The following is a 3,657-nucleotide window of genomic DNA, read 5'->3' as shown; positions in this document are numbered from 1 at the left end:
TATCCTTCCGCCCAAGCGGTAAGTATATGATTTGAGCATTGTAATTAACTGTCAAGAAATATTGGCTTCGTTTTGTTTCCCCAAGGAAGAACGGATAATCTTTTCATGCCCACTACAAAGTGACAACGAAATCTGCAAATTGTGCGGCGAAAACTGCAAACTGTCGCATCGTAGCTCATCCTTGCTCATCCTTACCAAGACCATTTTAGGTGGTTTTTGACAGGCTTTCTGCAAATCAGATCACCGAAATCTTCAAATTATGACAGGGATTCTGCAAAGAAATGCTTTACCGCTTACAGATTGTTAAGGTTTAGTTCAAATACTCCTGGCACATTCAATTCTAATCCCTCTTCACCCTATTGTGATAGGACGCTATTGCATATGACCCTCTCACTGAATATCCGCAATTACATATAATTCTGCTCTTAACCACTATATCACTTAGTGTAAAAGCGCCAGCGCATAGATCGCCTTCTTTGGGAGAATCACTAACGAAGTACCAAGGCTGTTCAGTTGTTGCAACGTCAGACTTCTTTACTGATAAACCATACGATGCGAACCTCCTAACAATATCTTGCACAGAAATCTCATCCTTTAATCTACTGGCATAAACCCTGAGGTTAACAAGATACCAGTGACCATCCTTTATCCCCTTGCTTCGAACCAATTCTCTGCCTGATTTCTCGAGATAATCAGTAATCTTTCTCTGTTTTTCTGGATCTCTTTTGTTCTCCCCATCGAGTTGTTGACCACATTTTGGACAGAAAATATGTTTCCCTTTATGCCCTACCATTTTCACTTCAGACTGACCTGTATCCTTTCTAATATGAGTTCGTATTTCAAATTTTTCATCATTGCAGCATGCTAAACATGATTTGCAGATATACCAGCCATTGGGACATTTGCTACAATCTCTACTGTCAATGATGTCTGTACAATTAGGGTTTAAGCAATGGGATAAATATACTTCAATACCGCATTTCTCACACTGATACAGGTGTGTTTGGTAGTACGCATAATTACTCGTTTTAGTGGGTATCATATAAACGCCGCATTCATGGCATTTCAAGTGCTCAAATAATCTCTGAGCGCTGTTCATTGATGCACTGACCACGTTAGCCATCATACTTGAGTTGAAGTTCACTCCCCAGAGTTTCAAAATATTCAAAAGTCCAAACTTATAACTAGCAGTAACCTCAAAACTGGAGGAGTATGTGAAATTATGTTCAACGCCGAGAGCATACTCCATGGTTGGGAATATGCATTTTCTATTGTAACACCAGTAATACGGGATATCGTACTCTTGGGAAATCGACGGCTGGATTCTACTTTTTTCATTTCTAACCAACCTACCTTCGCAAAATACAGGCGTATCTGCAGAGACACTATTCTGATTGTCTTGGCTTACCAATGGGACATTACCGAATACACGAGAATCTGGTTTTAGGGTATCATTTGAATAGTTGAACCCACCATTATCAACATACCCATAAGGCATTTTATGCACATTATGGTCTCCTTCAAAACTAATAGAGATCTCGTTATCTCTTTTTGACACCGTGATGTCCGAAGGGACATTTCGAAAATTACACATCGGTAAATAATATTCTAGCTCTGCAATCCCCTCACTGTGAATAAGAAGACGTATATAAGCATTGGATATTACAGATTTGTTGATATCTGAGCCGGTCTTGTGTTCATTTATAAGATTAAGAAATCGCTTGAGTTTTTCAATACTCGAGTTGCAAAGACTTGTGATCGCTTCAAGATTGCATATGCGCTTAACTTCCTCCATTGTTGTTGCTTCCGCCAATAGCCTGTTGAAAACTCTGCATTGATTTTCTTTAGATAGATTCCTCAATGATGTTAACAATTCTTTTATGCCAAATCCCTCATAGAACTTGGCATCATGATAAATAGCCCAGATTGCTGCTTTTGCTTCAGGCTCTGGAATCATTTCGAAAGCCTTAATAGAGATATCGGAATAGTCACTGTGTAAACATGAGCTACAAGCATGAATAATTCTCCATAAATGTAGCTTATCTGGAGTCACAAATTTCGCTAGGCAAAGAGCAGTATCCTTAATGCTAGATATGCACATTTTATCTGTCGTGCTATCACAGATCCGTTTGATTTTCCCCCAAAGGTCCATTTCTGATGATTGTCTGCAATGTTGTAGTATGTCATCCACTATCAGAGTAAAAAAACTGAAACCTAAGGATAATGCTTCAGCCCAATTATTGAAGTCTATAAACAGGCTAAAATTGTCGATATAGTGTGAAACTCTATCCTTTTCTGAAGCTGAGCCCATGTTTTTCTGACCCGGGAATTCGAAGCTCACCTGAGCTTGATACCACTTATTAAAGGACTCTAGATTAGTTACTTTTATTCTAATCCGTGCATCTGCTTTGATAATGCTCCAAGAAAATCCGCTGTTAAACAAGTCCAGGTGAATTGTCTTGTAGAATTGATCCTCGGTTTTCAATTGTTTTAGTATATTAGTAATCGTACCAGTCTGAAATCCATAGTTATTTTGTTGTAAAGCAAGGAGTAAGTCGGGTACTCCAGATTCATACTTTCCGTTCAACAACATATAACCAATTGCCGTGTAGTATGATTGTTCATCAAGAGTGACATTGTGCTTGATGGCATACAAGTAATACTTGTATTCTGATAAATATTGCTTGAAAATCGGATCTAACTTAGCATGGTCGAGTTTAGTAAAAAATCTCGTCAACTCAATCAGGGTAGTCTCGTTGCAGGTATTATTCTGCTCATACTCTCTCACAAGCGATATGAATAGGTTTGTCTGCTCGCTAGAGTCTAGATGGTCTGTGATCGCGTCCATGCAAATCGTTTTCCAGTAGTATGAGTGCTTCCATTTACCGAAAACTAACTGGATCAACCTCTCAGTCATCTCTTTGTTTAACTCACTCGACTTAGCTATGATCAATCTGTCTACAACGATTTCCTCATTTTTCTTATGCCCGTTAAAAACTACGGGTACATTTTCTTTCAGACTACTCGACTCTGAGGGCTGATTCAGAGCGCTTTTCCAAAAATGTATGTCCCCGTATAAATGGTGGTTAATAAAACCTTCATCCCTATTGAGACGTTCATTGTAATACCATAGAACTACTGCGAACTCGTTCGCGATAAATTCTGGAATATCTACTTTGCTAGTTTCCCTTTTTCTCTGAGGGCGGTTATATCTGTGTGATCCCCACATTGTTCAACCTCTTTCTAAATGAATAAATTCGCCATGACAAGCTTGAAGTATACATTGCTAATTCACGGAGGTTCATATTATTCCAGTGTTAATCTTGTCACCAAGAAGACCACTGCGAACAGACTTTGTATGGTTGGTCTTCATTAAGACAATTCCTTGTTGGACATAGATTCTATTATTGCATGGAAGTGTTTTTTGTCTTTTTCTGATAACTCATAGTATTTCTCTACAAGCCACTCAATCTTGATCTCACTCAACCTTTTATTGAGAGCGCTTATTACCTTCTCAAGCTTCTTCAAATGTGCATCAGTTACATAAGCTGGCGGGGCTGATAGCTTATTCTGGAGTTGGTTGGCCGATGCAACATCCATTTCTGGAATATCCGGTTCAATTGCTAGGATACTATCTGCCCATTCCTTACTAAGCTG

General features: G+C 38.9%; 2 protein-coding genes. Both read right to left on the bottom strand.

The features are described from left to right. Positions 1-340: 340 nt before the first annotated feature. On the bottom strand, positions 341-3,229 hold the full coding sequence (locus tag LHW48_07080) for a hypothetical protein (GenBank protein MCB5260220.1): 2,889 nt from the start codon (positions 3,227-3,229) through the stop codon (positions 341-343). A gap of 143 nt (positions 3,230-3,372) precedes the next feature. Further along, positions 3,373-3,657 (bottom strand): hypothetical protein (locus LHW48_07075; GenBank protein ID MCB5260219.1); only part of this gene is annotated, 285 nt, incomplete at its 5' end.

It is taken from the genome of Candidatus Cloacimonadota bacterium (assembly GCA_020532355.1).
Classification (GTDB): Bacteria; Cloacimonadota; Cloacimonadia; order Cloacimonadales; family Cloacimonadaceae; genus UBA5456.
This window is presented reverse-complemented; position numbering and strand designations above follow the sequence as displayed.

Bases quoted from the DNA above. Each gene is read 5' to 3' on its own strand.
- LHW48_07080 (MCB5260220.1), bottom strand. From the start codon at position 3,229: ATGTGGGGATCACACAGATATAACCGCCCTCAGAGAAAAAGGGAAACT.